Origin of the sequence: Chitinolyticbacter meiyuanensis (genome assembly GCF_008033135.1) — a bacterium.
GTDB lineage: Bacteria > Pseudomonadota > Gammaproteobacteria > Burkholderiales > Chitinibacteraceae > Chitinolyticbacter > Chitinolyticbacter meiyuanensis.
The window spans coordinates 2,050,551-2,077,329 of record NZ_CP041335.1; the positions used below are offsets into that span (position 1 = coordinate 2,050,551).

At 64.3% G+C, this 26,779-nt stretch carries 25 protein-coding genes and 1 tRNA gene; 19 read left to right on the forward strand and 7 right to left on the reverse strand.

Annotated features, from left to right (window positions below; genetic code table 11):
- Positions 1–92: 92 nt before the first annotated feature.
- Positions 93–2,216 (reverse strand): carbohydrate-binding protein, encoded by a 2,124-nt coding sequence (locus FLM21_RS21510; RefSeq protein ID WP_148715412.1) that lies wholly within the window; start codon positions 2,214–2,216, stop codon positions 93–95.
- A gap of 838 nt (positions 2,217–3,054) precedes the next feature.
- Here FLM21_RS21510 and FLM21_RS09925 point away from each other — a divergent pair.
- The gene (locus FLM21_RS09925; RefSeq protein ID WP_148715413.1) at positions 3,055–3,420 is read left to right on the forward strand and encodes a hypothetical protein; all 366 of its coding nucleotides are present in this window, start codon (positions 3,055–3,057) and stop codon (positions 3,418–3,420) included.
- A gap of 38 nt (positions 3,421–3,458) precedes the next feature.
- Positions 3,459–3,695, forward strand: a complete 237-nt coding sequence (locus tag FLM21_RS09930; RefSeq protein ID WP_148715414.1) for a hypothetical protein — start codon at positions 3,459–3,461, stop codon at positions 3,693–3,695.
- A 94-nt stretch (positions 3,696–3,789) separates the two neighbouring features.
- Here FLM21_RS09930 and FLM21_RS09935 read toward each other — a convergent pair whose 3' ends face one another.
- Complete coding sequence (locus tag FLM21_RS09935) at positions 3,790–4,047, reverse strand: DUF1488 family protein (RefSeq protein WP_148715415.1); 258 nt, start codon at positions 4,045–4,047, stop codon at positions 3,790–3,792.
- 282 nt (positions 4,048–4,329) lie between these two features.
- Positions 4,330–4,420 (reverse strand) — tRNA-Ser (locus tag FLM21_RS09940).
- Positions 4,421–4,838: 418 nt separating this feature from the next.
- Here FLM21_RS09940 and rbsK point away from each other — a divergent pair.
- The 6 genes from rbsK to FLM21_RS09970 all read left to right on the forward strand — a co-directional run bounded on the left by rbsK (position 4,839) and on the right by FLM21_RS09970 (position 10,754).
- A complete protein-coding gene (gene rbsK, locus FLM21_RS09945; RefSeq protein WP_148715416.1) occupies positions 4,839–5,732 on the forward strand; it encodes a ribokinase in 894 nt (297 codons plus the stop codon).
- On the forward strand, positions 5,729–6,127 hold the full coding sequence (gene rbsD, locus FLM21_RS09950) for a D-ribose pyranase (RefSeq protein WP_148715417.1): 399 nt from the start codon (positions 5,729–5,731) through the stop codon (positions 6,125–6,127). The genes rbsK and rbsD overlap by 4 nt, the downstream gene beginning before the upstream one ends.
- Positions 6,128–6,137: 10 nt before the next feature.
- The gene (locus tag FLM21_RS09955; protein WP_148715418.1) at positions 6,138–7,619 is read left to right on the forward strand and encodes a sugar ABC transporter ATP-binding protein; all 1,482 of its coding nucleotides are present in this window, start codon (positions 6,138–6,140) and stop codon (positions 7,617–7,619) included.
- Positions 7,620–7,634: 15 nt separating this feature from the next.
- Positions 7,635–8,573 carry an ABC transporter permease gene (locus tag FLM21_RS09960; protein ID WP_148715419.1) on the forward strand — a complete coding sequence of 313 codons (939 nt, stop codon included), beginning with the start codon at positions 7,635–7,637 and terminating at the stop codon, positions 8,571–8,573.
- A 108-nt stretch (positions 8,574–8,681) separates the two neighbouring features.
- Complete coding sequence (gene rbsB / locus FLM21_RS09965; RefSeq protein WP_148715420.1) at positions 8,682–9,620, forward strand: ribose ABC transporter substrate-binding protein RbsB; 939 nt, start codon at positions 8,682–8,684, stop codon at positions 9,618–9,620.
- Between the two features lie 135 nt (positions 9,621–9,755).
- Entirely contained in the window at positions 9,756–10,754 is a 999-nt protein-coding gene (locus tag FLM21_RS09970; protein ID WP_148715421.1) for a LacI family DNA-binding transcriptional regulator, read from the forward strand.
- Between the two features lie 7 nt (positions 10,755–10,761).
- Here the strand turns inward: FLM21_RS09970 and FLM21_RS09975 are convergent, their stop codons facing one another.
- Both FLM21_RS09975 and FLM21_RS09980 read right to left on the reverse strand, forming a co-directional pair.
- Positions 10,762–12,804, reverse strand: coding sequence for a 2Fe-2S iron-sulfur cluster-binding protein (locus FLM21_RS09975; protein WP_148715422.1), 2,043 nt, complete (start codon positions 12,802–12,804; stop codon positions 10,762–10,764).
- A gap of 11 nt (positions 12,805–12,815) precedes the next feature.
- The gene (locus tag FLM21_RS09980; RefSeq protein WP_148715423.1) at positions 12,816–13,454 is read right to left on the reverse strand and encodes a glutathione S-transferase family protein; all 639 of its coding nucleotides are present in this window, start codon (positions 13,452–13,454) and stop codon (positions 12,816–12,818) included.
- 139 nt (positions 13,455–13,593) lie between these two features.
- Between FLM21_RS09980 and FLM21_RS09985 the strand changes: the two genes are divergently transcribed.
- Positions 13,594–14,493, forward strand: coding sequence for a LysR family transcriptional regulator (locus tag FLM21_RS09985; RefSeq protein ID WP_148715424.1), 900 nt, complete (start codon positions 13,594–13,596; stop codon positions 14,491–14,493).
- A 54-nt stretch (positions 14,494–14,547) separates the two neighbouring features.
- Here FLM21_RS09985 and guaB read toward each other — a convergent pair whose 3' ends face one another.
- Positions 14,548–16,014: an IMP dehydrogenase gene (gene guaB, locus FLM21_RS09990; RefSeq protein ID WP_148715425.1), complete on the reverse strand. Its 1,467-nt coding sequence runs from the start codon at positions 16,012–16,014 to the stop codon at positions 14,548–14,550.
- Positions 16,015–16,166: 152 nt separating this feature from the next.
- Between guaB and FLM21_RS09995 the strand changes: the two genes are divergently transcribed.
- From FLM21_RS09995 to FLM21_RS10010, 4 genes are read left to right on the forward strand one after another with little or no spacing between them, the layout of a single operon-like run.
- On the forward strand, positions 16,167–17,333 hold the full coding sequence (locus tag FLM21_RS09995; protein ID WP_222846813.1) for a patatin-like phospholipase family protein: 1,167 nt from the start codon (positions 16,167–16,169) through the stop codon (positions 17,331–17,333).
- Between the two features lie 21 nt (positions 17,334–17,354).
- The gene (locus FLM21_RS10000) at positions 17,355–17,867 is read left to right on the forward strand and encodes a disulfide bond formation protein B (protein ID WP_148715427.1); all 513 of its coding nucleotides are present in this window, start codon (positions 17,355–17,357) and stop codon (positions 17,865–17,867) included.
- Positions 17,864–18,805, forward strand: coding sequence for a hydrogen peroxide-inducible genes activator (locus FLM21_RS10005; protein WP_148715428.1), 942 nt, complete (start codon positions 17,864–17,866; stop codon positions 18,803–18,805). Before FLM21_RS10000 ends, FLM21_RS10005 begins: the two co-directional genes overlap by 4 nt.
- A gap of 27 nt (positions 18,806–18,832) precedes the next feature.
- A complete protein-coding gene (locus FLM21_RS10010) occupies positions 18,833–19,984 on the forward strand; it encodes an NAD(P)/FAD-dependent oxidoreductase (protein WP_148715429.1) in 1,152 nt (383 codons plus the stop codon).
- Positions 19,985–20,041: 57 nt separating this feature from the next.
- On the opposite strand, the gene FLM21_RS10015 is transcribed toward FLM21_RS10010, so the two are convergent.
- Complete coding sequence (locus FLM21_RS10015) at positions 20,042–20,731, reverse strand: SPOR domain-containing protein (RefSeq protein WP_148715430.1); 690 nt, start codon at positions 20,729–20,731, stop codon at positions 20,042–20,044.
- 159 nt (positions 20,732–20,890) lie between these two features.
- Between FLM21_RS10015 and ndk the strand changes: the two genes are divergently transcribed.
- From ndk to hisS, 6 genes are read left to right on the forward strand one after another with little or no spacing between them, the layout of a single operon-like run.
- Entirely contained in the window at positions 20,891–21,316 is a 426-nt protein-coding gene (ndk, locus tag FLM21_RS10020) for a nucleoside-diphosphate kinase (protein ID WP_148715431.1), read from the forward strand.
- Between the two features lie 36 nt (positions 21,317–21,352).
- Entirely contained in the window at positions 21,353–22,474 is a 1,122-nt protein-coding gene (gene rlmN, locus FLM21_RS10025; protein ID WP_148715432.1) for a dual-specificity RNA methyltransferase RlmN, read from the forward strand.
- A gap of 12 nt (positions 22,475–22,486) precedes the next feature.
- Positions 22,487–23,242: a type IV pilus biogenesis/stability protein PilW gene (pilW, locus tag FLM21_RS10030; protein WP_148715433.1), complete on the forward strand. Its 756-nt coding sequence runs from the start codon at positions 22,487–22,489 to the stop codon at positions 23,240–23,242.
- Positions 23,243–23,270: 28 nt separating this feature from the next.
- Positions 23,271–24,128 (forward strand): helix-turn-helix domain-containing protein, encoded by an 858-nt coding sequence (locus FLM21_RS10035; RefSeq protein WP_148715434.1) that lies wholly within the window; start codon positions 23,271–23,273, stop codon positions 24,126–24,128.
- 7 nt (positions 24,129–24,135) lie between these two features.
- Positions 24,136–25,413 (forward strand): flavodoxin-dependent (E)-4-hydroxy-3-methylbut-2-enyl-diphosphate synthase, encoded by a 1,278-nt coding sequence (gene ispG / locus FLM21_RS10040; protein ID WP_148715435.1) that lies wholly within the window; start codon positions 24,136–24,138, stop codon positions 25,411–25,413.
- 59 nt (positions 25,414–25,472) lie between these two features.
- Positions 25,473–26,759 (forward strand): histidine--tRNA ligase, encoded by a 1,287-nt coding sequence (gene hisS, locus FLM21_RS10045; protein ID WP_148715436.1) that lies wholly within the window; start codon positions 25,473–25,475, stop codon positions 26,757–26,759.
- Positions 26,760–26,779 lie beyond the last annotated feature (20 nt).

The following is a 26,779-nucleotide window of genomic DNA, read 5'->3' on the forward strand; positions in this document are numbered from 1 at the left end:
GCGCGCCCGCGACGAAAAACACCCCTGCCTGGGCAGGGGTGTCGAAGGAGCCCGAGCTGGCCTCGGGCGGTGCTGCATGCCGACGGGGCCGATCACTGCGCGCTGACGGTAATGCTCCCGGCCAGTGGCGAGGCGGTGACGCGATAGGTGTTGCCACCGCGCGGCACGGCCACCAGTAACTGGCCAGCCTGCTTGAACAGCACCGGTGAGGTGCTGTCGACCGTGAGTTCCAGCGTCAGCGGCGTCGCGTACTTCTGGCATCCGGCATCCGCAGCCGGGAAGGCCAGGCCCAGGCGATCCGACTGCAGTGCGGGCACGCATGCATCCCGGGCCATACGGTACTTCACCACATCCGAAGCGGTGGCCACCCACAGCTGGTTGGCGTCGACCTTGGCCTTGACGTAGTCGAGGTGCGCCAGATAGCGCGTCAGCGGCACCGGCTCCCAGCCGCCACTGCCGACGCCGTGCATGGTGCGGGTCGACCAGCCGCTCTGCTGAATTGCGGCATCCACGTGCTGGTTCAGGATCTCGCCGCCACCGGGGTAGATCGAGAATTCGCCGGCATTGGTGAACACATCCCACAGCACATGGAAGGTGGGGCCGAACCATGATGGGTTCACGCCGGCCGCCTTGCCATACTCGATGGTGCCGTTGCCAAGGTCCCGGTTGGCCGCCCGCGCGCCCAGGTAACCGGGCGTGCTGCTGAGCAGCGCCAGTGCGGTCTGCGTCGCCGTATCCTGCGGCCAGACGAAGTAGCTCGCCTGGTAACCATCGAGATGGTCGGCGATATCCTGGCGCGACTGGACGAGCTCTGCCCGCATGTCCCAGGCCGGATCGCTGCTGACGATATGGTTGCGGCCATGGCTGGCGATCTCGTGGCCATGGCCGATCAGCGTCTTGGCTGCCGTCCACTGCTCCGGCGAGCACCAGCCGGTGATGGCGGCAAAGGTCGCCACCAATCCACGCTCGATCAGTGCCGGATCGACCACCTGGTTGAAGCCCGTGGTGATGTCCCCCGCGCAGTAATCGTCGTGCACCATGGTGTAGGCAGCGGTGGCGCCATTCTTCCACGTGGTGATCGTGGCCGCGGTGATGTGCGGTGGAGTCGGTGTCACCGGTATCGGGGTGGGCGGGCCTTTGAGCTGCCAGATGAAGCTTACCGTGGCGCTCTGGGTCTGCGCGCCGCGATCATCGGTTGCCACCGCGTAGGCCTGGCCGCTCCTGTATGCGTCGGCCTGCACCGAGAACGGTGGATCGGTATCGACACCCACCGACCTGCCGTCGATGAAGAACTCCACCTTGACCACCCGGCCATCCAGATCGCTGGCATCGGCAGACAAGGTGGTTGGCCAGTACACATCGCCGCCAGGGCTGAGGTCGTCGCCGTTCGCGGCGGGCCGCGTCAATGCCACCCTGGGGAACTGGTTTATCGGGATCGGCGTGACGCCGCACGGCCCGAGCGGCTTCCATACGCCCCATTCGCCGGACTGGCCCGGGTTGTCGCCCTGCGTCCACCATTTGGCTTCGTAATTGGTGCCATTGAAGGTCACTTTCTGCCCAGCGGTATACACGGTGCTGCTCGACCAGATGGCATTGCATATGGGCGCCGGGGTGATCGGTTGCTTGGTCGGCGTGACGGTCGGCGTCGGGGTGTTGGTGGGGGGGGGCGGGTAGAACGGCACCATCACGCACAGATCGAGGCCGGCAGACCGCCACACGCTGCTGCCACCGGTGCTGCGAGGCGCGTTGCTGCTGGTGGATAGGTGCGCCGAGATGGCCGTGTGGATGGTGGTGCAGGTTTCGTAGTCGCTGCCGTAGCGGGTGGTGACGCACTGATTCGACACATAGTTCTTGCCGGCCTGCCAGGCAGGAGCGCTATGGGTGCACGGCTCCGGCGTGGGGGTGGGGGGCATGGTCGGCGTTGCAGTGGGTGTCTGCGTGGGCCGTGGGGTCGGGCTCGGCTGTGGGTCGTTCATCAATGCCCAGAGCGTCGGCGTCGAGGCCGGGTTCCAGTTCGCGCCGAAGTAGGCGGTATGGGCCACGGTGGCCTGATAGGTGAGCCCATTGTAGGTCACCATCGTGCCGACCGGATAGGTATTGCCCTCGCTCCAGGCGGGAAAGGCGGCTAGTACGACAGGCGCCCAGATCGCGGCAGCAACGCCGAGTACTGCAACAAGGCGGCGATGTTTCGCCGCGCCATGGTTTGAAGATTTCATTGGTCTCCTCCTGGGCTATTGGAATGACAGCAGGCGCTGCGTGCATGGAGGCATGCAGGCTCACGCCCAAAGGAGCCCGCCCCCGAGCGTGGGTTATTTATCAATCGCTTGGGCGGGGGATTGCAAATTCATAGCGCAATGATTTCACCAAATGAAGGTGCCTGCATTGAAAATTGAATTTATTCAATGGCTTGGCGTGTCACGCAATGGTGAGTGTGTTCACGAATGACATGACTGGATTCAATAATTCAGAAAATAACCTTATTCTGAATAATTGTTGCGGGATAGCTTGCGATGGAATTGGGACCGTTGAATCGCGACCAGCGGTTCAATGGACTGAATGGGCCATGAGCGCGGCAATGGGATGGCTCAAAGTGGATGAAGCCGCCGGCGCATTGGTCCCGGCTTTGCTCCCCAGTTCATTTGCTAAGCGCATTACGCCGGCTGTCGGCGGCACGGATTCCTGTTTTGTCCTCGGCGCTCCGCACCAGTGGTGTCGGTGTATTGCCTACTTGGCTGTGGGATCGTGCTACGGCGTTGCTGGGCCATTCAAAACATTCAGCCAACGGCATGCCGTTGCCGACTCTGCCTTGCCACTTTCCACGCGGCTTTGCCGTGCCACGAATCGCCATGCCGTAGGTTTTGTCCTGCACCGCAATGGCGATACGCCTACTCGATGTTTTGCACTGGCGATGCCGGACTGTCGCATCAGACGGCGCGCGCCAAAAACCGTGGTATTTCGCACATTCGGCCAGGCTGCGCCCGCCTTATAGTCAGGACGTGTTCAAAGCATGTTCGCGGTGCCAGAGCGGCGCAGCGAGATGGACGGAGGTTCATCATGAGATGTGAGAACTCGGAGCTCGATATCTTCGCACTTGAAACCGAGCGAGTGCTGGAGCTGCTGGCGGATGGCCAGCCCTATGCCGATGCCGGCAGGAAAGAAGGTGTGCTCAAAGCCACCGTCGCCCGATTGCAGGCGCAGTACTACCGCGCGGCAACCGCCTTGAACCAGGCGCATGGCAAGGTGGTGGAAGCGCATGCCAAGCTGGCTTGGGCGCGATGCCTCGGTGACCGGATCATGATTGCCAAGGCAACGGCCTTGCTGGCGCTGGCCGATGCGCATGAGCATCTTTCGGCGCTGAAGACCTCCAGGCTCGCCGATTCCGTGGCCCAGGCCCAGGCAGCAATGAAAGCGGCGCATTAGCGCGATTGGATCGTATCGTTATCGTGAGGAAAACTGTGATGAACACCGACAATTCAACGTTCGCGTCGTACAAAAATTGCGATATAGAGGTGAGGCTCAGCAGCCCCGAGCCGGGGCGTTGGGCGCCCGTGGTTTTCGTGAGCAAGGAAAGCGCAGGGCTTGCGCTGCCACCCATCACCAAGGTGGGTCATTGTTTCGAATCGGGCGAGGAGGCCAAGAGCATCGGCTTCAAGATGGCGCATGCTGTCATCGATCAGGGGCATTGCTTTGGTTAGCCCTGCCATTGTGCGTATCAATCAAATGTAAAACCCCGCTTCGGCGGGGTTTTACATTTGGGCAGCGCCCAGGCGGTGAGCCCGTGCCCAGCCATCAGAAATCGGCGCTGGTCAGGAGGATCGGCTCCGGGTAGCCCTGCAGGATCTTGCTTTCCGCTGCAGTGACGATCTCTTCGTGATGGATCTCGAACGCATGCTCATGGTCATCCGCGCCGCCCATGGCATCGAAGTGATTCTGCAGTGCCTCTTCCGACACCAGGCACTGTATCGGTTGACCGTCGACCAGCGCCACGAACATCACGCCATTGCGGTCGAAATCGAACCGGCCTCCCGCCGAGAAATAGATATTCATCGTGCCATCCTGTAACGGGGAGCCTTGACCTTAGCGGCTGTCCGGCCCGCTTGCCAGCCGGATCGGTCAATTTGCCGTCGCGCGGGTGCCTTGATGCTGGATGCGTGGCGCCTCAAGCGAAATGCATCTTGATGGCGTGCATAGTGCTTCGATACCACTGCCGGTGCCTGACGGATGTTTAGTCGCTGTACCGCTCGCGAAGAGGACAGCAGCGCGCAGTTATCTTTGCGACGTAGCAAAACAAAAAAGCCCTGAAGAATCAGGGCTTTTTCGATGCATTCTTGGCGGAGAGACGGGGATTCGAACCCCGGATAGGCTATTAACCTATACACGCTTTCCAGGCGTGCGACTTAAACCACTCATCCATCTCTCCGGGAAGAGGCGGAACTATACGTGAGCCCGCCCGGCTTGCCAAGCGCTGCGCGCTGTTGACGGGCACGCTAGCGGCACCGGGTTTTCGCGGTGCGCAATGCACCGGAATGGCAAGGCGCATTGCCGGTGCGACAAACGGCAGATCATGTTTCACCGCTCGTCGAAATCCACACCCAGTCAGCTTCAACAATCTGATTCCATTGATTTTTAACCAAGCGCCACGTATGCCGTAGGAATGCATTGAGCCTGCCTGAGCACGGGCAGGGTGCTAAGGCATAACCTGTAGTGGTCTTCCCAATTACTACATCGCTCTGCTATAAAGCGTTCAACAAGTTGCTGATTACGATTTAGCTTAATCTTAATCAGCGGGTTTGAACCAGGTTGGTGCATGCGTCAACCGGTGAGACAGGAGAGCCCCGATGTCCAGGGTCTTGGTGGTGGGCAGCATCAATATGGATCTGGTGGTGGAAACAGGCACGTTTCCGCGGCTGGGGGAAACCTTGTTCGGGCAGGGCTTTGCCACGCATGCCGGCGGCAAGGGCGCGAACCAGGCGGTGGCGGCGGCACGGTTGGGGGCGGAAGTCACCATGCTAGGACGGGTGGGCGACGATGCGTTCGGCCGCGAGCTCAAGGCAGGGTTGGCTGCCGAAGGCATTGCCACCCGCTGGGTGACGGAAACACCGGGCGTGGCCACCGGCGTGGCGGCGATCACCGTGTGCAACGCCGACAATGCCATCATCGTGGTGCCGGGCGCCAACGCGGCGTTGTCGCCCAGCGATCTAAATGCGGTCGAGGCCGCGTTCGCCGAAGCCGACGTGGTGCTGGCGCAGCTGGAAGTGCCGCTGGCCACCGTGGAGCACGCCGCCATGCTGGCTGCTCGCCATGGCAAGCCGTTCGTGCTGAATCCCGCGCCGGCCACGCAGTTGCCGCCCGCGTTGCTGGCGCAATGCACGCTGATCACCCCGAATGAATACGAACTGGCCGCTGCGCTGGGTGAACCGGCCGCGCGTTGGCAAGACCTGCTGGCCCGCCTGCCGGGCCGGGTGGCGATGACCAAGGGCAGCGAGGGCGCCTATTTCAGCGATGCCGGCGGCGTGCTGCGCCACCAGCTGGGTTTCCCAGTCAAGCCGGTGGATACCACCGGCGCCGGCGATACCTTCAACGGCGCGCTGGTCGCGTTCTGGCCGCTGGGCCTTGCCGAGGCGGTGCGCCGCGGTTGCGCGGCTGGTGCGCTGTCCGTCACGCGATCCGGGGCGCAGGGCGGCATGCCGACGCTGGCCGAACTCAATGCCTTCCTCGGGAGCCAGTCATGAAAAAGCTGGGCATCCTGAACCGCGACATCGCCCGCGTGCTGGCCGGCATGGGTCATACCGATTGCGTGGTGATCGCCGATTGCGGCCTGCCGATCCCGCAAGGCGTGGAGTGCATCGATCTCTCGCTCGCCGTCGGCGATCCGGCGTTCCTGCATGTGCTGGATGCGGTGCTGGCGGATCTGCAGGTGGAGCGCGCGGTGTTCGCCAGCGAGGCGCTGACGCAGAACAGCGCCGTCGCGGCCCGGGCTTCCACGCTGAGCCGCGATGGCGTGCAGGTCGATTATGTGGCCCACGAGAAGTTCAAGGAGCTGAGCCGCTGTGCCCGCGCGGTGATCCGCACCGGCGAGGCCACGCCCTACGCCAACGTGATCCTGCATTCCGGCGTGATTTTCTGAGGAGCCGACCATGCAAGTGACCATGGCAGGCATCAGCAAGGCATTTGGCCCGGTGCGGGTGCTCGAAGGCGTCGATTTCGCGGTGGAGGGGGGTGAAATCCATGCGTTGATGGGCGAGAACGGCGCTGGCAAGTCCACGCTGATGAAGATCCTCTGCGGTGTATATAGCGCGGATGCCGGCAACATCAGCGTCGATAGCCTGCCGGTGACGATCCGTTCGACGCGCGATGCGGAGGAACTCGGCATCGCCATCATCCACCAGGAACTCAACCTGATCCCGCAATTGTCGGTGATGGAGAACCTGTTCCTCGGTCGTGAGCCGCGCCGCCTGGGTGTGATCGACGGCGCGCGGATGCGCCGCGAGGCCGGCGTGTGGCTGGAGAAGGTCGGCGCCGGGCATATCGATCCCACTCGCGAGGCCGGCACGCTGTCGATCGGTCAGCAGCAGCTGGTGGAAATCGCCAAGGCACTGTCGCTGAACGCGCAGGTGCTGATCATGGACGAGCCGACCGCCGCGTTGACCGAGCGCGAGATCGAGACACTGTTCCAGATCATGGCGGACCTGAAGGCGCGCGGCGTGGCCATCGTCTACGTATCGCACCGGATGGAGGAGATCTTCAAGGTCTGCGACAAGATATCGGTGCTGCGCGACGGTACTTTTGTTGGCGAGCGTGTGATCGCGGAAACCGGCTTTGACGAGATCGTGAAATTGATGGTCGGCCGCGAGCTGGGCGAGCGTTTCCCGGCGCGGGATGTGGCGCTGGGCGAGGTGCGGCTCAAGGTGGCCGATCTGTCGGACGAGGGCAATATCAGCCACATCGGCTTCGAGGTGCGTGCGGGCGAAGTGCTGGGCGTGGCCGGATTGATGGGGGCAGGGCGCAGCGAAATCCTCAAGACGCTGTTCGGCGTGAACCGCAGTACCGGCGGGCGGGTCGAGCTCGATGGCAAGCCGGTGGCGCCACGCGATCCGGGGGAGGCCATTGCCGCTGGCATCGGCTTCGTCACCGAGGATAGAAAAAGCCAGGGCTTGGTGCTCGGCTTGTCGGTACGCGAGAACGCCACGCTGGTCCACCTTGGCGAATACGCCCGCGGTGGCGTGGTGAACGGCCGCGCCGAGAGCGAGGCGGTGCAGCAACTGATCCAAGAGCTGCGCATCCGCACCCGCGATGCCGAGCTCGACGTGAAATCGCTCTCCGGCGGCAACCAGCAGAAGGTGGTGTTCGCCAAGTGGCTGGCCAAGCCACCGCGCGTACTGCTGCTCGACGAGCCTACCCGCGGTGTCGATGTCGGCGGCAAGGCCGAGATCTACCACATCATCAACCGCCTGGCCGCGGCCGGTACCGCCATCGTGATGGTGTCGTCCGAATTGCCCGAGGTGCTAGCGATGAGCGACCGCATCCTGGTGATGCACCAGGGCCGCCAGGCGGCCATCTTCGACGCCAAGACCACCAACCAGGAAGAAATCATGACCGCCGCCACTGGCGGCCTCTGATTCGGGAAAACGATCATGACCCCACAACAAAAAGCCACGTTGCAAAAACTTGGGCCTTTCATTGCCCTGCTGGTCGTCTGTGTCGGCCTCGCCTTCATGAGCCCGGATTTCCTCACCGTCGGCAACCTGATGAATGTGATGCGCCAGGTATCGATCAATGCGCTGATCGCCTTCGGCATGACGCTGGTAATCCTCTTGGGCGGTATCGATCTCTCGGTGGGCTCCATCCTGGCGGTCTCCTCGGTGCTGACCGCAATGCTAATGAAGGCGGGCTACGACCCGATGCTGGCAACCATGGCCGGCATCCTCGCTGGTGCATTGATGGGTTCGGTGAATGGTCTGGTCGTCGCCAAGGGCAAGGTGGCGCCCTTTATCGCCACGCTGGGCATGATGACGGTGCTGCGCGGTGTTTCGCTGGTGCTGTCCAATGGCAGCCCCATCACCGGCTTCTCCAGCGATTTCTTCTCGATGCTGGGCGGCGGCTACCTCGCCGGCCTCGTGCCCATCCCGGTGGTGTGGACATTGGTGATGTTCGCGCTGTTCTGGTTTGTGCTGAAGAAAACGGTGTTCGGCCGCCACGTATACGCCACTGGCGGCAATCCGGAAGCCGCGCGCCTCTCCGGCGTGAAGACCGATCGGGTGCAGATCTGGGTGTACACCGCCTCCGGCGCGATGGCCGCGATGGCCGGCGTGATCCTCACCTCGCGGCTTAACTCGGCGCAGCCCACTGCCGGCGTGGGCTACGAGCTCGACGCCATCGCCGCGGTGGTGCTCGGTGGCACCAGCCTCGCCGGTGGCCGCGGCTGGATCTTCGGCACCCTGGTCGGCGCCTTGCTGATCGGCGTGCTCAACAACGGCCTCAACCTGATGGGGGTTTCGTCCTTCTACCAACAGGTGATCAAGGGTGCCGTCATCCTGCTCGCGGTGCTGCTCGATCGCGCCGGCAAGAAATAAACAGAATCGCGCGGGCCGGCTGATCGCGGGCTCGCCAACCACTCGATCCGCAAGGGTCAGACAAAACGGGCCGTGAGCCTGCTTCAAAACGCGACTGAGGAGTCGACCATGAAACGCACCATCTCCACCCTGTTCGCCTGCCTGCTGGCCGTCGGCCTGCTCGCCTGCTCCAAGCAGGGACCCGATACCGCTGCTGCGCCGGAAGCCTCGGCCGCGCCGGCTGCTGTGGCTGAAGCCACCGTCGGCCTGTCGATCTCGACACTGAACAACCCGTTCTTCGTGGCACTGCGCGATGGTGCCCAGGCCGAGGCCACCGCGCAGGGCGTGAAGCTGATCGCCGTCGATGCGCAGGACGATCCGGCCAAGCAGATCGCCAGCGTCGAGGATCTGATCCAGAAGAAGGTGCAGGTCATCCTGATCAACCCGACCGATTCGGATGCCGTGGCCAATGTGGTGAAGCAGGCCACTGCCGCCGGCATCAAGGTGATCTCGCTCGATCGCAGCGTGAACGGTGCCGAGGTCAGTGCGCACATCGCCTCCGACAACGTGGCTGGCGGCAAGATGGCAGCCGAGTTCCTGCTGGAGAAGATCGGTGGCAAGGGCAACGTCGTTGAACTCGAAGGCATTGCCGGCTCCAGCGCGGCGCGCGAGCGTGGCCAGGGTTTTCATTCGGTGGTAGACGGCAAGGCGGACGTGAAGCTGGTGGCCAAGCAGCCGGCCGATTTCGATCGCGCCAAGGGCCTGTCGGTGATGGAGAACATCCTGCAGGGCAACAAGAACGTGCAAGGCGTGTTTGCACACAACGACGAAATGGCGCTGGGCGCACAAAAGGCAATCGAGGCGGCGGGCCTCAAGAACGTGGTCATCGTCGGCTTCGATGCCACGCCGGATGCCGTGGCGGCGGTGAAGGCCGGCACGCTGGCTGCGACCGTGCAGCAAAAGCCCGAGCTGATCGGCAAGATGGGGGTCGAGGCCGCCAAGAAGCTGATCGACGGTGCGCCGGTCGACAAGAGCATCCCGGTGCCACTCGATCTGGTGAAGCAATAAGCGCTTGAGACAGGGCCGGCTTGCCGGCCCTGTGCATTTGGGCTGGCGAAGTACCAGGACAGCGGGATAGGTGTTTGCCCTGATTGCGCCTTCCTTGGTTTACACTTCGCACCTTGCTTGCCACGACCGGATGCCATGAGCCAGTTCGAACGCCTGACCATCGATGACATTGCCCGCCTTGCCGGCGTTTCGCGCACCACGGCCAGCATGGTGCTCAATGGCCATGCCGAGCGCTACCGCATCGCCAAGGGCACCATCGAGCGCGTGCAGGCTGTGGCGGCAGAGCACCATTTCCAGCCCTCGCAATCGGCGCGGGCGCTGCGCAGCAAGAAAAGCGGCACGCTGGGCCTCGTGGTGCCCGAGCTCGTCAACTACGCCCACGCCAGCCTCGCGCAGGCGTTGGAAACGCAGAGCCGCGCCGCCGGCTACCAGCTGCTGATCGTCACCAGCGATGATGATCCCGAGCAGGAGACCGACGGCATCGCCCAACTGGTTGCGCGCCAGGTCGAGGGCCTGATCGTGGTACCGGCAAGCAACGAGGCCGAGCGCTACCTGCGCTGGAAGCCGCGTCTGCCCGTCGTGTTCGCCGACCGCCGCGTCGACGATTGCGACATCCCCTTCGTGGTCACCGATGCCGCCGGCTCGGTGACGACCCTGGTCGGCGAGGCGCTGGCTGCGGGCAGTCGCGAGGTGGTGTATTTCGGTGGTCAATCCGAGCTGTCGCCCAGCCGTGATCGCCTGGCTGGCTACCGTGCTGCACTGGCAGCCGCGCAGGTGGCGGAGCCCGACGACTTCGTGCGCCAGCGCGATTACCGCCGCAGTTCCGGCCAGGCGCTGATCGCGCAGTGGCAGGCCGAACATGGCCGCTATCCGCAGGCGCTGTTCACCGGCGCCATCACGCTGCTCGAGGGTGTGTTGGCCGAGCTGATCGCCCAAGGGGCGCTCGGCCATGCGCCACGGCTGATGACCTTCGATGATCATCCTTTGCTCGATTGCCTGCCGCTGAAGATCGCCTCGGTGGCGCAGGATGCCGAGGGCCTGGCCCGCGAGAGCCTGGCGCGCGTGATCGCGCAGATCGAAGGCAAACCGGTCGATTCCGCCTGGGTGGCGGCGCAAATCAAGCGCCGCGGCTAGTGTCGAACTAGAGCTCGAGTGCCAGTGGTCCGGCGGGCATGGCGCAACAGATCAGCGCCTGCCCTGGCGTGATGGCATGTGCTGGCGTCTGCGGATAGCAGACCGAACCTTCCCATATAGTGGTGCTGCAGCTGCCGCACAGGCCGCCACGGCAGCTGTAGGGCGGGTTCAGGCCGTGCTGTTCCACCAGTTCCAGCAGCGTGCCGCCCGGTTGCCATGCGATGGTCCTGCCGCTTTTCACCAGCGTTACCGGTTGGGGTGTGGTCGGAGCCAATGCGGCGATTGGCCCATCCGGATCGGCTTCCAGTGGCTCACCCTGGGCAAAGCGCTCGTAATGGATGCGCTGGCGCTGGATGCCGAGCCCGCGCAGTACCCAATACACCTGGCGCATGAAGGCGTCTGGCCCGCATAGATAGACATCGTAATCGTCGAGCGGCAGCAGGCTGCGCAGCAGGTCGGCATCGATCCGGCCGACGCTGTCGTGGCTGGCACCCAGCGTGTCACCCTGTGCTGGCTGCGAGTAGCGTACATGCAGCCTCAGCTGCGGCTGCAGGGCGGTGCGCTGGCGTAGCGCTGCGCCGAATGCATGTTCCGCACCGTTGCGTGCTGCATGGATGAACCACACCGGGCGTGGCCGGTGGCGCGGGCCGGCGGGGGGCGCCAGTGCGTCGAGTAGGGCCAGCATGGGTGTGATGCCCACGCCACCGCTGAGCAGCAACACCGGCCGGCTGCTGGCGGCGTCGAGCACGAAGTCGCCGCGGGGCGCCTGTGCGTCGATCAGCGTGCCGGGCTGCAAGGTATCGTGCAGGTATTGCGATACCCGGCCGTCGCGCTTCACCGAGATCCGGTAGTGGCGGCCATCGGGCGCCTGCGACAGCGTGTAGGTGCGATGCAGCCGCCCCAGCTCCGGGTGATCGATACGGATCGGCAGGAATTGGCCGGCGCGATAGCCAGCCAGTGGTTTGTCATCGGCCGGCTGCAGATAGAAGGAAGTGATCGTGGCGCTTTCCGCCTCGCGCCTGATGAGTTGCAATGGCCGGTAGGCGTTCGCTTCTACGGCCAGCGCGACGGCGCCCGCCACCGCCTGCCAGTCGCCGGTGTGATCGAGCACCGGTGAATACGCCTGCAAGACCCAGCGCAGTGGCATGCGCTCGCGCAGCCGGATCACCCGCTCGACATGCAGTCGCACCAGTCGCTCTGCGCCGGTAAAGGCGGCGAGCTCCGCGCCATCCCAGATCACCTCGGCACGGCCGGCGATATACAGCAGGTCGCCGCGCGCGAAATCGGGAAACAGCAACCCGGCACGCGGATTGATCTCGAGATTGCCCAGCGTATTGAAATGGAAATTGCCGAGGAAATCCGGCCAGGTCAGCGTCTGCGCGTCGTCGATGCGCACAAAGCCAGGCTTGCCACCGCGGTGTGATACGTCTGAGCCATGCTGGCCCAGCGTATCGTCGTCTGCCGGCTGGCCGCTGGTGGCGATGAAAAAGGTATCTGCTCCGCTGATCTGCACGATGGCGGCCGTATCGAGCGTGGTGGCGTGTTCCGCAGCCGGCAGGGTCGCCGGCAAGCCAACGTGCTCGATATTGCGCTGCTGGATGTATTGCGGGCAGTTGCCAAAGCTGTGCTGCACGGCGATCGACAGGCCGGATTCATCGTGCGCGACAATGCGGCCGTTCATGCGGTTGCGGCGGCGGGTCTGCAGCTCGATGCCGAGCAGCCCGACCGCCGCGCCCGCACCCAGGCAGCCGTGCAGTGGATCGCCGCTGACCGTTTCTGCTGCGATGCGCAGCGTGCGTGGATCGGGGGAGTGGGTAAATCCCGGTTCGCCCATCAGCAGCGTCGCCCATGGCTGGCCGTCTGCGTCGAGCGCGCCGAGCAGCAGCATCGGCAGTTGCGCAAAGAAGCTGCGGTGCTGCTCGGGCATGTAGTCCCGCACCACCTGCCGGCCGATGGCCTCGACCTTGTCGCGCACGCCGACCCGGCGCTGCACCGTCTGTTCTCCGGGGTGGAACGGGGACGCCTGGTGGGACCAGCCGGGCAGGGCCATGGTGATCTGCTCTAAGCGGCAAGGCCGACGGGCGTCGCAGCCATCGGAACAAAGCCCGGCAACGATTCGACGCGTGAGAGCCAACCGCGCAGCCGCGGGTAGTCCGCCAGCGCAATGCCGCCTTCCGGCGCATGTGCGAGATAGCTGTAGCAGGCGATGTCGGCCAGCGTGGCGCTCGGGCCGGCGAGGAAGTCGTGCTGTGCGAGCTCGCTCTCGATCACCGCCAGCAGTGCATGGCTGCGGGCGATGAGCTCGGCAAGGTCGAGCTTGGCACCGAACACGTTGACGCGGCGTGCGGCGGCAGGGCCGGTGGCGATCTGGCCTGCCGCTACAGAGAGCCAGCGCTGCACTTGCGCTGCACCAACGGCATCGTACGGCAGCCAGCGACCGTCATCGTAGCGATGCGCGAGGTAGACCAGGATGGCGTTGGAATCGGCGAGCACGGTGCCGTTGTCGTCGATCACCGGCACCTGGCCGAAGCGATTGAGCGCAAGGAAGGCCGGTTGCTTGTGCTCGCCACCGGCGAGGTCGATGTCGATCGTTTCATAGGGCAGTTGCAGCAGCGACAACATCAGCTCGATGCGATGGCTGTGCCCTGAGAGGCGATAGCGGTACAGGCGGATGGGGTGTTGCGGCTGCGAGACGGGCATGGTGTTCTCCAGGAGGCAATGTGTTTGATGCATTCTGGATAGATTCTATTGCGGAATAAATATGCGATTTTCGATTTGACTGATCCATTATGTGGATCAATCATGGTGGCCACCCAAGGCTAACCAGCGAGGCGCTGCCATGGACAAGCTGCGCGCGATGCAGACCTTCGTTGCCATCATCGAGCACGGCAGCCTGACTGCTGCGGCGCGGGCGCTTGCTTCGTCGCTGCCGGTGATGGTGCGCACGCTGGCGCAGTTGGAGGACCACCTCGGTGTGCGGCTGCTCAATCGCACCACCCGCCGGCTGGCGCTGACCGAGGAGGGGCAGGCTTACCTGGAAAGCTGCCGCGACATCCTGGCCGCAGTCGACGGCGCCGAGCATCGCCTGCAGGACCGGCGCGCACAGGCGAGTGGTCTGATCACGGTGACGGCATCGGTGCTGTTCGGCCAGATGCATGTGGCACCGGCCATTCAGCGCTTTCTGGTCGCGCACCCGGCCATGCAATGCCGCTTGTTGTTGCTCGATCGGGTGGCGAATTTGCTGGAGGAGGGGATCGACGTCGGCATCCGTATCGGCCCGCTCGATGATTCGACCCTGGTGGCACGCCCCATCGGCATGGTGCAGCGGCTGGTCGTTGCCAGCCCGGATTTTGTCGCGCGCCATGGCGCGCCCGAATCGCCGGACGCGCTGGCGCGCTACAACTGCATCCGCTTCACCGGCAATGGCCGGATGACCTGGTCCTTGCTGGTGCGCGGCAAGCCTTGCGCGGTACCGGTCAGTGGCAATTTCGAATGCAACCAGGGTATGCCGGCGCTGGAGGCCTGTCTTGCCGGCCTGGGGCTGGGCCAGTTTCTCAGTTACCAAGTCGTGGAGCACATCCGGGCCGGCCGCTTGGTGCCGCTGCTGACGGACTGTCTGGCACCGGCGCAGCCGATCAATGTGGTCTATCCGCACGCAGGCCTGCTGCCAGCGCGCATCCGCGTGTTCGTCGACTGGATACGGCAATCCGTTGGTGAAACGGCCTTCAGTTTGGATTGAGCGGCCATGAAAAAGCCCCGCATGACTGCGGGGCTCTGTGGCACGGCCGGGCGATCATTCCATCCGGTAGTTCGGCGCTTCCTTGGTGATCTGCACGTCGTGCACATGCGATTCGCGGATGCCGGCCGAGGTGATCTCCACGAACTCCGCCTTGGCGTGCATGTCGGCGATGCTGGCGCAGCCGAGGTAGCCCATGCACGAGCGGATGCCGCCAACCAGCTGGTGCACAATGGCCGTCATCGGGCCCTTGTAGGGCACGCGGCCTTCGATGCCTTCCGGCACTAGCTTCTCGACGTTGGCGGTGTTCTCTTCCTGGAAGTAGCGATCTGACGAGCCTTGCTGCATCGCGCCGAGCGAACCCATGCCGCGGTAGCTCTTGTACGAGCGGCCCTGGTACAGCTCGACTTCACCCGGGGCTTCCTCAGTGCCGGCGAACAGGCCACCCAGCATCACGCAGTGGGCGCCGGCAGCCAGCGCCTTGGCAATGTCGCCCGAGAAGCGGATGCCACCGTCGGCAATCAGCGGCACGCCGGTGCCGGCAAGCGCCTCGGCGACATTGGCGACCGCGGAGATCTGCGGCACACCAACGCCAGCAACGATACGGGTGGTGCAGATCGAACCGGGGCCGATGCCGACCTTGACGCCATCAGCGCCGGCTTCGACCAGCGCCAGTGCGGCGGCGGCGGTGGCGATGTTGCCGCCAATCACCTGTACCTGCGGGAAGGTACGCTTGACCCAGCGTACACGGTCGATGACGCCCTGGCTGTGGCCGTGCGCGGTATCAACGACGATGACGTCGACGCCGGCTTCGACCAGCAGTGCCGCGCGCTCCTCGGTGTCGCCACCGGTACCGACCGCAGCACCGACCAGCAGGCGGCCATGGCTATCCTTGGCGGCGTTCGGATGCTCGGTCTTCTTGACGATGTCCTTGACGGTGATCAGGCCCTTGAGGCGGAAGCCGTCGTCGACGACCAGCACGCGCTCCAGGCGGTGCGTGTGCATCAGCTCGCGCGCTTCGTCGATGCTGGCACCTTCCTTCACGGTGACCAGGCGATCCTTGGGCGTCATGATCGACGCCACCGGGGCATCGAGCCGCGATTCGAAGCGGATGTCGCGGTTGGTGACGATGCCGACCACTTGGCCGCTGGCGTCGAGCACCGGCAGGCCGGAAATCTTGTGCTGGCGGGTGATGGCGAGCACGTCGCGCACCGACATTTCGGGGCGGACGGTGATCGGATCCTTGACGATGCCCGATTCGTGACGCTTGACCTTGGCTACTTCCTGCGCCTGGTTCTTGGCCGGCATGTTCTTGTGCATGATGCCGATGCCGCCTTCCTGCGCGATGGCGATAGCCAACCGGGCCTCGGTCACGGTATCCATGGCGGCAGAGATCAGGGGCAGGTTGAGCTGGAGGTCGCGGGTCAGGCGGGTGGAGAGGCTAACGTCGCGGGGCAGGACGCTGGAATGGGCGGGAACGAGCAGGACGTCGTCGAAGGTCAGAGCTTTCTGAACAATACGCATGGGGCGCAATCCTCGGGGCGCAAAAATCGATTATACCGGTCTGTTGCTTTCAAGGCTACGGTTGGCTCCGCAGGACATACGGCGATTGCATGCCAGCGTGCTGCCCGCTAGCGTGTAAGGAAGGATAGTCAGCAAACGGGGGGATCATGGGCATGCGACAGCCGCCGTGCGCGGGGCGTACGGCACTTATCCTTTCTGGCGGTGGCGCTCGCGCGGCCTACCAGGTGGGTGTGCTGCTCGCCATTGCCCGGCTGAGCCCGCGCCACAGCGGCAATCCCTTTCCCATCCTGTGCGGCACTTCGGCCGGCGGCATCAATGCCGCGGCACTGGCTGCGGGCGCCGATGATTTCCATCACGCGGTGCGTGAACTGGCACGCGCCTGGTTACAGCTCACGCCGGAGCAGGTCTATCGGGCTAGCATGCCGGCGTTGTTCGGGCGCGCCGCGCACTGGGTGGTGTCGTTGCTGGTCGGTGGCCTGGGCCGGTACAACCCGCGCTCCTTCCTCGACAACCGGCCACTGGGGCAGTTGCTCGGCCGCATGATCGATTTCGCCGGGATCGACCGTAGCATCCAGCTTGGGTATCTGCGGGCGCTGGCAATCACGGCATCGGGCTATACCTCCGGTCAGTCGGTCAGCTTCTTTCAGGGCTGCGATGCGCTGGAGGGCTGGCAGCGCGCCCAGCGCATCGGCACCCGCACACAGATTGGTGCCGAGCACCTGCTGGCGTCCAGCGCGATTCCCTTCGTCTTTCCCGCTGCCCATCTCAACCGTGAATACTTCGGCGACGGCTCGGTACGACAGGTGGCGCCAATCAGCCCGGCCATCCACCTGGGAGCGGAACGGGTGCTGGTGATCGGTGTAGCGCCGCAGCGCGAGGAGCCGCCGCCGCGCGAACGCGTGGTGGCTTATCCGCCGATTGCCCAGGTGGCGGGGCACCTGCTCGACAGCATTTTCATTGATGGGCTGGAGGCTGATCTGGAACGGGTGCGCCGCATCAACCGTACCGTCGGCCTGTTGCCGGAGTCCGAACGGGTGCGGTTGGGGTTGCGGCCGATCGAGGTGTTCAGCATCACGCCGAGCCGGCCGCTGGAACGGTTGGCCATGCCGCACCGCTCCACCTTTCCGCCCGGATTGCGCTTCATGTTGAGCGGGCTTGGCGCGTTCCGCCGCCAGGGCACGGTGGTGGCGAGCTACGTGTTGTTTCACCACGAATACACGCGGCAGCTGATCCGCTTGGGTTATCGCGATGCGATGGTCCAGCGTACGGCCCTGACCGAGTTCCTGTCCGCTGGCCAGCGCGTTACAATCGCCGATTGAAAAAAACAATCGGGAGTGCCAATGCGCTGGCGTGTGCCCTTTCTGCTGTTGTTCCTGGCGTGCGTCGGCATGATCGCCTTCGCGCTGTATCACCAGTATGTGAACTGGGTGATGCCGTGCCTGATGTGCGTCTACCAGCGGCTAGCGGTGATCGCGTTCGGACTGGTGTCGCTGCTGGCCACGATCTGGTTGCCGCGCAGCCGGGCAGGCGTGGCGGTGGTCGGCGCGCTGCTGAGCACCGCGGCGCTGTTTGGCGCGGGTTCCGCGGCCTGGAACATCCGACTGCAATATGGCCCGCGTGATCCCAGCCTCGCCTGCGGTTCCAGCCTGCCGTTCCCCATCGATCTGAATGCCCCCGGGTGGCCGGAGTGGTTCGTGGCGCTGATCCGTCCGGTGGGCGATTGCAGCCAGGTGGATTTCACGCTGTTTGGCGTATCGGTGCCGATCTGGACACTGCTCACTTGCATCACGCTCTTGGCGATCACTTTCGTGCTGTGCCGCTTGCGTTGGCGCGAGCTGGGAGCGCGCGCATGACGCTGACGGAACTGCGCTATATCGTTGCCGTGGCGCGTGAGCGCCACTTCGGCCGTGCCGCGGCGAGTTGCTTTGTTTCGCAGCCGACGCTGTCGGTGGCGGTGAAAAAGCTGGAGGACGAACTCGGCGTGACGCTGTTCGAACGCTCGGCCGGCGATGTGACGCTGACGCCGATCGGCGAGCGCATCGTCGAGCAATCGCAGGCGGTGCTCGAGGAAGTGCAGGTGATCAAGCAGCTGGCCGAGCAGGGCAAGGACCCGCTGGCCGGGCCGTTGCGCCTTGGCATGATCTACACCATCAGCCCCTATTTGCTGCCGCACCTGATCCCGGCGCTACGCGAACGCGCGCCGCAGATGCAGATCCTGCTGGAAGAGAACTACACCTCGCGGCTGGCGGAGATGCTGAAGCAGGGCGAGATCGACGTGGCCATCGTCGCCGAGCCGTTTCACGAGAGCGGCATCGTCACCCAGGCGGTGTACGACGAACCCTTCGTTGTCGCTACGCCGAAGGGCCACGCTTGGGAGCGTCAGGACGTGGTCGATTCGGAGCAGCTCTCCGAGGAGAACGTGCTGCTGCTGTCGCCGGGCAACTGCTTTCGCGACCATGTGCTGCAGACCTGCCCGGATCTCAACCGCGAATCGGTGTCGGCCGGCAGCAGCCTGCAGCGTACCTTGCAGGGTTCTTCGCTGACCACCATCCGCCATATGGTGGCTGGTGGTATCGGCGTGACGGTACTGCCGATCACCTCGGTGACCACGGCTGACGACGCGCTGCTCACCATACGCCCGTTCGCCGAGCCGGTGCCGACCCGTCGCGTGGTGCTGGCGTGGCGCAAGAACTTCCCGCGCGCCGCAGCCGTGGGCGCAGTGCGTCAGGCCGTGCTGGCGGCTCCATTGCCTGGTGTCGAATACCTGCCCGAAGCAACGGCCAGCGCCTGATCTTTTCCTACTGAATCCGGAGTACCCATGTCCGACCCCGTTGTCATCGTCGGCGCTGGCCTTGCCGCCTACAACTGCGCGCGCGAGTTCCGCAAGCTCGATTCCTCGACCCCGCTGACCATCGTCACTCGCGACGGTGGCGGTTTCTATTCCAAGCCCATGCTGTCGAATGCACTGGCTGGCAACAAGACGCCGCAGTCGCTGGTGATGAAACCGGTAGAAAAGATGGCTGAGGAGCTGAATGCCACCATCCTGGTCCGTCGCGAGGTCGTCTCGGTCGATGCAGCAGCACGCTCGCTGCAGCTCGATGACGGCACCACGCTGGCTTGGCGCGATCTGGTGTTGGCGCTTGGCGCCGATCCGATTCGGCTGTCGCTGGCTGGCAGTGCTGCAGGCGATGTGTTGTCGGTGAACGATCTGGACGACTACGCCCGATTTGCCGAGCGGCTGGATGGTGTGCGGCGAGTGGTGATCCTCGGCGCCGGCCTGATCGGTTGCGAGTTCGCCAATGATCTACTGGCGCGCGGTATCGAGCCGGTCGTCATCGACCCGGCTGGCTGGCCGCTGTCGCGGCTGGTGCCGCAGCAGGCAGGGCAGTGGCTGCAGGAGCGGCTGGCTGCCGCTGGCGTTGCATTCCGGCTCGGTCGCTCCGCCATGGCAGTCCTGGCGGGCGATGATGGCTACACCGTCGAGCTCGATGATGGAGAAGTGCTGCAGGCTGGGTTGGTGCTGTCTGCGGTGGGTTTGTGCCCACGTGTGGCCTTGGCTGAGGCAGCCGGGCTGGCGGTTGCACATGGCATCGTGGTCGATCGCGGCCTGCAGGCCAGCGCGCCACACGTCTACGCGCTCGGTGATTGTGCCGAGGTGGCCGGGCTCAGCCTGCCTTTCGTCATGCCCATCATGCAGCAGGCCCGTACTTTGGCTGCGGGGCTGGCCGGCAATGCGACGACGCTTGGCTACCCGGCCATGCCAGTGGTGGTGAAGACCCCCGCTTGCCCAACCGTGGTGTCGCCCGCCCTGGGTGTGGCGGAGGCAATCTGGCAGGTGGAGGCGGACGAGGCAGCGCTGCTGGCTCGTCATGTCGATGCAGAAGGCAGGCTGGTCGGGCTGGTGCTGATGGGCGAGGCCACCAAGCAGCGCCAGCAGTACGCGCCGCAGCTGGTGCCGTGGCTGGCCTGAGGCCGTTCTGCTTGCAAAAAAGGCGCCTTGCGGCGCCTTTTTCATGCGTAATCACCTCTACTGGGCGGGCTGGATCACCGGCTGGATGCCGAGCGTACGCAACTTGCGTGCTGCGGCATCGGCTTCGGCCTGGGTCTTGAACGGCCCGAGCTGTACGCGTGTTTCCAGATAGGCCGGTAGTCCGGCGGATTGCAGCTGGCGCAGCAGCTTTTCCGCGTTGTCGGCATGCAGGAATACCCCGGCCTGTACCGTCACCTCGCGCGGCGTGGGTACAACCAGCGGTTTGACGGTGGGTGCCGTATGCACGGTGGGAGAGATGGTCGGCGCTGGTCGTAATGGCGGCACATTCGCGATCGGACGGGGCGTGGCTGCAGGCGGCGCTGCGGCCGTCACAGCAGGGAGGCGGCTCGGTTGTGGCGTGGGGGCAGTGGCTGGGCTTGGGGCCGGTGTGGGCGTGCCGGTCGGCTCGGCAGCCGGAGCGGACGCCGGCCGAGGGGCGCTGGCAACGCTGCTGGCGGCTTCAGGGGCGGACGCCGGCGCGGAGGCGATGGCCTGCGGCGCTGATGCGATGTGCGGAGTGACGGCGCGCTGCGGTGGTGGAGTTGGCGCCTGCGGGCGGTCCAGCAGATAAATGCCGGACAGGATGATGACGATCAGACCGGCGGCGATGCCGAGCCGCCAGAACACCTGCTCCTTGAGCCGATTCTGCTCTGCGTCGCGCAATACGGGGTCTTGTCCTTCGCTCATCTGCCGCGGTAAGTGCAAGTTTGTTATAATACTCGGCTAACTTGGCTCGGCGCTGGTCCGGGCTGTCGGCATCCCCAGCGAGGCTAACGTAGTTTCGCGGCGAGCCGCAACGATTTCCCGCTTTACCCAACTGAACCGTCACACACTACTGGAGTCAACATGGCTATTGAACGCACGCTGTCGATCGTGAAACCCGATGCAGTTGCCAAGAACGTGATCGGCAAGATCTACGATCGCTTCGAATCGGCCGGCCTCAAGGTGGTCGCAGCCAAGATGAAGCAACTGTCGCGCGCCGAAGCCGAAGGCTTCTACGCCGTGCACAAGGAGCGCCCGTTCTTCAATGATCTGGTCAGCTTCATGGTGTCCGGCCCGGTGGTGATCCAGGTGCTGGAAGGCGAGAACGCCGTGCTGAAGAACCGCGAACTGATGGGCGCGACCGATCCGAAGAAGGCCGACAAGGGCACCATCCGTGCCGATTTCGCCGATTCGATCGATGCCAATGCCGTGCACGGTTCGGATAGTGCCGAGAATGCCGCGATAGAAGTGGCCTACTTCTTCGCCGCTTCCGAGATCTGCGGTCGCTAAGCACAGGCCCTTCGGGGCTTGTCATGGAGTAAAGAAATGTCCGTCAACCTGCTCGATTACGATGCTGATGCTCTTGCGGCGCTGATGGTGGAGTATGGCGAGAAGCCATTTCGCGCCAAGCAGCTGCTGAAGTGGATCCACCAGCGCGGCGTGGCTGATTTCGAGCAGATGACGGATATTGCCAAGACCTTCCGCGGCAAGCTCGCCGCGGGGGCGTTGGTCAAATCGCCCGATCTGCTGGCCGAGCACGTGGCAAGCGATGGCACGGTGAAATGGCTGCTCGATGTCGGTGTGGGTAATGGCATCGAGACCGTGTTCATCCCCGAGGATGACCGCGGCACATTGTGCATTTCCAGCCAGGTCGGTTGCGCGCTTGATTGCTCGTTCTGTTCGACCGCCAAGCAGGGCTTCAACCGCAATCTGTCGGTGGGCGAGATCATCGGCCAGCTGTGGTGGGCGGAAAACCGCCTTACCGCCGAGCAGGCTCGGATCGGCGCGCCGGCGCAGGAAGACGGTCGTATCGTCTCCAACGTGGTGATGATGGGCATGGGCGAGCCACTCGCCAATTTCGACAACGTGGTCGCCGCCTTGCGGCTGATGCTGGACGACAACGCTTACGGCCTGTCGCGCCGACGCGTCACGCTGTCAACGTCGGGGCTGGTGCCGGCGATGGACAGGTTGCGCGATGCCTGTCCGGTGGCCCTGGCGGTAAGCCTGCATGCACCCAACGATGCGCTGCGCGACGAGATTGTTCCGATCAATAAAAAGTATCCGCTTGCCGAGCTGATGGCGGCCTGTAATCGCTATCTGGACAAAGCGCCCCGCGATTTCATCACCTTCGAGTATGTGATGCTCGAAGGTGTCAACGATCAGCCCGAGCATGCCCGCCAGTTGGTGGCGCTGGTGCGCGACGTGCCGTGCAAGATCAACCTGATCCCGTTCAACCCCTTTCCGAACTCGGGCTACAACCGTTCGTCGCGCGATGCTATCCTCGCCTTTCGCGACATCGTGGCCGAGGCTGGCTACATCGTTACCGTGCGCAAGACGCGCGGCGACGATATCGATGCCGCCTGCGGCCAGTTGGCCGGCCAGGTCAAGGACCGCACCAAGAGAACGCAGCGTGCCCAGGGCGCGCAGACGATCACGTTCCGTAGCTGAAGGGAGAAGGGTATGCAGCAAGGGTGGATGGCATGGGGCCGTTGGGCCATGGGCTTGCTGCTGTGCTGTGTGGCGATCCTGCCTGTGGCGGCCAATCCCAACAATGATCTTGCCTCGATCCGTACCCAGCTTGCGGTGGGCTATTTCCAGCGTGGCCAGTACGCGGTAGCCATCGACGAGGCCAACAAGGCGCTCGCGGCCAACCCCCGCTTCGCCGCCGCCAACAACATCCTCGGGTTGATCTACGCCGAGCTGAAGGAGCCGCAGAAGGCGAGGGAGCAGTTCCAGCGCGCCTTGTCGCTGTCGCCGGACGATCCGGACATCAACCATAACTATGGCTGGTTCCTGTGCGAGCAGGGGCAGACGCAGGAAGGCATCGCCTTCTACATGAACGCGTTGAAGAACCCGCTTTACGCCACGCCTGACAAGACCCTGGTCAACGCTGGCCAATGCGCGTTGAAGGCGGGCGAAGTCCAGGCCGCGCGCGATTATTTCGAGCGGGCGATCAAGCAGCGCCCGGACAATATCCTGGCCCGTGTACAGCTGGCCGAACTGAGTCTCAAGCTGGGCGACCCGGTCGCCGCCAAGCGCCATTTCATCGACCTGCAAAAACGCCTGCCCGAAAGTGCCGAGCTGCTGTGGCTGGGCGTGCGCATCGAACATCTCGTCGGTAACCGCGAGGCCGAGGCCAAGTTGGCTGCCCAACTGAAGAACCGTTTTCCCGATTCGCTGGAAACCACCAAGCTGCTGACCGGCAAGTACGACTGAGCCGGTGGCGGGTGCTAGAGAACCATTGATGAGCGAGCATTACGAATCGACGCCGGCTCCGGCGCCCGTTCCGCCGCAAGGGGTCGGCCGTCGGCTGCGTGCGCGGCGCGAGGAGCTGGGTCTGACCGTGGAGCAGGTCGGCGCCCAGCTCAAGCTGGGTAAAAAGCAGATCGATGCGATCGAGATCGACCATTTCGAAAGCCTGCCAGGCAATACCTTTGCCCGTGGCTTCGTGCGTAACTACGCCAAGTTACTAGGCCTGGATGCTGGCCCGCTGCTGACCGATCTGGAACAACTGCTGCCCAAGGAGCGGCCGCAGTCGGCGCTGCCCGCGGTCAAGGAAGAGGTCGGTTTCAACGTCGGCGGTGGTATCTCGTCGGCGTCTTCCGGCGGTTTCGCTGGTGCACTGGTCGGTCTTGCCACCTTCGCTGCGGTTGTGGGCGGCGTCTGGTGGTATCTGCAGCAGCCAGTCAGCCCGCAGCTGGACGTCGTGCCCAACCAAGTGGCGGTGATGCCGGAGCTGACGGTGGCGAGCGCCGCATCGTCGGTGGTCGCCAGTGCCCCAGCGGTCGTCGCCAGTGCGCCGATTGTGGCAGCAGCGAGCCCGGCGGCGGCGGTGACGCCGACATTGACGCCGGCCAGTGCCGGTGGTGATGAGCTGCGCTTTGTCGCCCAGGGCGAAACCTGGGTGCAGGTCCGTGACGCGACCGGTCAGCGAGTGTTGTCCGAAGTGATCCCGGCTGGCAGCGAGCGTACGGTGACTGGCAAGCGCCCATTCAGCATCAAGGTTGGCAACGCGCCGCAAACCCGGCTGTTCCTCAAGGGCCAGCCCGTTGATCTGGTGCAGTACACCAACGTCAACGTTGCCACATTCGAATTGAAGTAGAGCACCCATGAGCCAAGCAAACGCGCGTCGCGCGACCCGTCAGGTCCAGATCGGGCATGTCTGGGTCGGCAGCGACCATCCCGTCGTCGTGCAATCGATGACCAATACCGACACCGCCGACGCCGAAGGCACGGCACGCCAAGTGTTCGAGCTGTGGCGGGCGGGCTCGGAGATGGTGCGCATCACCGTCAACAGTGCCGAGGCTGCCGCTCAGGTCGCTACCATCAAGGCCAAGCTGGAGAACTGGGGTTGCAAGGTGCCACTGGTGGGCGACTTCCACTTCAATGGCGATCGTCTGTTGCGTGATTACCCGGATTGCGCCGAGGCGCTGGCCAAGTACCGGATCAATCCGGGCAATGTGGGCAAAGGCAGCAAGCGCGACGAGAAGTTCGCCTTCATGATCGAAACGGCGATCAAATACGACAAGCCGGTGCGAATCGGCGTGAACTGGGGCTCGCTCGATCAGGCGATGGCCACCAAGCTGATGGACGAGAATGCGCAGCTGGCACAGCCACTGCCGGTCGAGGCCGTGATGCGCGAAGCGCTGATCCGCTCGGCGCTCGATTCGGCACAACAGGCCATCGGCTGGGGTATGAGCCCGGACAAGATCATCCTGTCGTGCAAGGTCTCGCTGGTACAGGACTTGATCGCCGTCTACCGCGATCTGGGCGGTCGCTGCGATTTTCCGCTGCATCTGGGCCTAACCGAGGCCGGCATGGGTTCCAAGGGCATCGTCGCCTCCAGCGCAGCGCTCGGCGTGCTGCTGCAGGAAGGTCTGGGCGACACCATTCGCATTTCGCTGACCCCTGAGCCAGGCGGCGATCGCTGCAAGGAAGTGGTGGTGGCGCAGGAACTGTTGCAGACCATGGGGCTGCGCAGCTTCACGCCTATGGTGGTGGCCTGCCCCGGCTGCGGCCGTACTACCTCGACCGTGTTCCAGGAGCTGGCGCGCGATATCCAGGATTTCCTGCGGCACAAGATGCCGGTATGGCGTGAGCAGTACCCGGGCGTGGAGGAAATGAAGGTGGCGGTGATGGGCTGTGTGGTGAACGGCCCAGGCGAATCCAAGCTGGCCGACATCGGCATCTCGCTGCCAGGCACCGGCGAAGTGCCGGTCTGTCCGGTATACGTCGATGGCCAGAAGGACGTGACGCTCAAGGGAGAGCGAGTAGCCGAGGAGTTCCAGGCCATCGTCGAGCACTATGTACAGACACGCTACGGCGAAGGCGGCAGCAAGCGCCGCGAGGGCGTCGCCGCCAAGACCATCCCGTTGCAACCGGTGTGATCCGCGCAGGAGCGGTGCACCGCTCCGCGCCTCATCTTTCCCTTTTCCGAACCGATTCCATGAGCAAAACCATACAAGGCATCCGCGGCATGAACGACGCGCTGCCGATCGCGACCAAGGATGCGCCGCTGCCGACCACCGCGTGGCTGTATTTCGACGGCGTGGTCCGCGACTGGCTCGCCGCCTACGGCTACAACCAGATCCGCACGCCCATCGTCGAATCGACCGCGCTGTTCGTGCGTGGCGTCGGCGAGCATACCGACATCGTCGAGAAGGAAATGTACGCGTTTGAGGATGGCCTCAATGGCGAGCAGCTGGTGCTGCGCCCCGAAGGCACCGCCGGATGCGTGCGTGCCTGCATCGAGCATGGCCTCTTGTATAACCAGACACAGCGGCTGTGGTACACCGGACCAATGTTCCGCCACGAGCGTCCACAGAAGGGCCGTTACCGCCAGTTCCACCAAGTCGGCGTCGAAGCCTTCGGTTTCGAGACGCCCGATGTCGATGCCGAGATGATCGTGATGCTGGCCGATCTGTGGCAGCGCCTCGGCCTGACGGACCTGACGCTGGAGCTCAACACGCTGGGCGACGCTGCCGAGCGCGCCGCACATCGCGAAGCGCTGATTGCCTACTTGGAGCAGTATGCCGACGTCCTCGACGAGGACGGCAAGCGCCGGCTCTATACCAACCCGCTGCGTGTGCTCGACACCAAGAACCCGGCGCTGCAGGCGATGGCCGAAGGCGCGCCCAAGCTGGCTGACTTCCTCGGCGAGGCATCACGTGCGCATTTCGATGGCGTGAAGGCTTATCTGGATAGCGTCGGCATCGCCTACAGCATCAACCATCGGCTGGTGCGTGGTCTCGACTACTACAACCGCACGGTGTTCGAGTGGACGACCGGCAAGCTTGGTGCGCAGGCAACGGTCGCCGCGGGCGGTCGTTACGATGGTCTCGTCGAGCAGCTGGGTGGCAAGCCGTGCCCCGGTGTCGGCTTTGCCATCGGCATCGAGCGCTTGATCCTGCTGCTGGAGGCCGAAGGCGTCGCGATGCCGGCTCAGATACCCGATGTCTATCTGGTCCATCAGGGCGAGGCCGCTGATCGCGTAGCCTTCGCGCTGGCGCGCCAGTTGCGCGTGGCCGGGCTCAAGGTGGTGCTGCATGCGGGCGGTGGCAGCTTCAAGTCCCAGTTCAAGAAGGCCGATGCCAGCGGCGCCCGCTTTGCCGTGGTGATCGGCGATGCCGAGGCCGAAGCCGGCAACGCCAACCTCAAGCAGCTATCGGGTGAGGGCGCTGGTGAACAAGTCACCGTGCCGCTGGCTGAGCTTGCCGCACGAATTCGGGCATAATCGCTACTTTCTATCCCTTG